The organism is Hymenobacter terricola (assembly GCF_017921975.2).
Classification (GTDB): Bacteria; Bacteroidota; Bacteroidia; order Cytophagales; family Hymenobacteraceae; genus Hymenobacter; species Hymenobacter terricola.
In genome coordinates this window covers 1-2,076 of sequence record NZ_JAGEMO020000098.1, presented here as the reverse complement: position 1 = coordinate 2,076, position 2,076 = coordinate 1, and the positions used below count along the sequence as shown (strand labels likewise).

Below are 2,076 nucleotides of genomic sequence, written 5' to 3'. Positions count from 1 at the left end.
GCAAGGCCAAGGCGCGCAGGTCCGCGGGCCAGGGGCTGGGCGTCAGCGGCGCCACGGCGGCTGGGTCGTGGTACAAAGCGTCAGGAGCAATCATGCCGCAAGATACACCTGCCGATTACGACACCAATTACGACACGCAATAAACAGAATAACAAGACGTTTAATAAGTCAATGCCGAATGGGTTACGACAGGCGGTACGACACCCGCACCGATAGGCTATTGATCAATACCTTCAGAAAATAAGTAATTTGAAATTGTACAACAGCCTGTTGCACAAATACCCCTTTCGCCGATTCGACCGTTTTGCTGAACACCTGCCTACTTTGGTTACATGTTAAAATGCCCCATTCGTTGGCTGACGCTGTTCGACGCATTGTTGTGTGGGCTCCCGATAAGACTGAACGCCGGCTCGGCCTTTAGCAGTGGGCCTATGGCGGTGCCCTTGTGGGGCCGAGTGCTTCCGCTCTGCCTGGGCCTTATCATCCTGCTGATCCGCGCGCTGCATGCATCAAAAGAGAAGCAATGATTCTCGGTCCAACCGTTCCTTTGCAATTGCTACCCTTTGTACTTCTTGATCAATTCCACACCAAGCTCTTAGGCAAGAAAATGACAGGCAAAAAGTTTACACCGTTTCCAGTTTTGAAAACCGGAAGGCTCACATTGCGGCAACTTAGACGCAGTGATGGCCAGGAAATCTTGGCGTTGCGTTCGAACCACCACGTGAACAAGTACTTAGATAGGCAACCCAGCAAATCAATTGACGACGCCAGGACCTTCATCCACACCATTAACGAAAACGTTCAAAGCGGCGATTGCATTTATTGGGCCATTACGGTGAATGAGGCTGACAGCGTGATTGGAACGGTCTGCTTGTTTAACTTTTCGGAAAACTCGTCGAAGGCAGAAATCGGGTATGAATTATTGCCAGACTTTCAGGGCAAAGGGATGATGCAAGAAGCGCTCTCAACAGTGATTCACTTTGGCTTTCAACAGGTCGGACTACAAGCAATAAAAGCTCATACTCGCTTTGAAAACCAACGTTCCGTAAGCGTTTTAGAGAAACTACATTTTAAGCGAGACAGTGAGACGAACGAAGCACTAACGCTGTTCGAATTGACACATAACGACTTAATGGCCGAAAGAGCAACTGACCGCCAATAATGTGTTTGTGTGCCCGGTTTAGGTCAACGCCCATCCCTGCCTCAACCGACTACTGTAATTTCCTTACACGATCTATATCTGTGCAGACCCTCCTTCGACTGAACACAGCGCGTTTACCTTGCCACCGTTAAAGTGAACCCGAGTCACGTTATAGTTACGCTCCTAACTTCCTGCTTTCCTGCTCTGACCACTTGGCGCAGCGCATTGGCGGCTATATTTCGGCCCCTTCTACGCCTCTTTGGACTCATGGCCATTCCCGCGAAACTGCCCATTCTCCAGATGGAGGACTACCACACCGAATACATTGGCCGGGCCGCGGATGGCACCCTGTTCATGGCGTTTGAGACCTTTGTTTTCTCGCCGCCCTTTGCCGATTTAACTCCGGAACAGCAGCAAGACTGGCCCGCGTACCGCCGGGAATACGCGGTGCTGCACCTGTTTGACGCCAAAGGGACGTACCAGCGCACCGAAGCGTGGTATGGCGGCACAACGGCCACCTGCGACCCGGCACAACTGCACGCCCAACTCCAGGCCCTGCTGGCCCCGCTCGGCCAAGTCACCTACCAAGACATCAAAGTGGCCCCCTTTCGCACCCAAATCGACGGCTTCACCTTCGGCTTAATCCCCGACCCGGTCGCCCAAACCGTCAGCCTCGAGCCAAACGGGCTGCTGTTTATGAGCCCGTGGGACGGCGAATACTACACATGAGAAATGGCCGCAAGGCCGACTAACAGCCCCGCTAATGCCGTCTGTGAGTACCCTGGGTTGTTTTTCCTGTGACTGTTGCGGCCTTAGATGGGCGATAAAGCCAAACGCTCGTGGCTGTTGCAGAACTCGGCTCAACAGCCTGAAAAGCTACTGGAAGTGGTTACAAGCGGAAAATAAGGCTTGTAAAGCACCTTTTTCAAACGGTC

General features: G+C 52.5%; 2 protein-coding genes. Both read left to right on the top strand.

All coding sequences use genetic code 11. From position 1 onward, the window contains the following. The first annotated feature begins 445 nt into the window (after positions 1-445). The gene (locus tag J4G38_RS25265) at positions 446-1,162 is read left to right on the top strand and encodes a GNAT family N-acetyltransferase (RefSeq protein ID WP_210521754.1); all 717 of its coding nucleotides are present in this window, start codon (positions 446-448) and stop codon (positions 1,160-1,162) included. 246 nt (positions 1,163-1,408) lie between these two features. Next, positions 1,409-1,870 carry a hypothetical protein gene (locus J4G38_RS25260; protein WP_210521755.1) on the top strand — a complete coding sequence of 154 codons (462 nt, stop codon included), beginning with the start codon at positions 1,409-1,411 and terminating at the stop codon, positions 1,868-1,870. Positions 1,871-2,076 lie beyond the last annotated feature (206 nt).

Coding starts and splice junctions, on each gene's coding strand:
- J4G38_RS25260 (WP_210521755.1), top strand. CDS start 1,409: ATGGCCATTCCCGCGAAACTGCCCATTCTCCAGATGGAGGACTACCAC.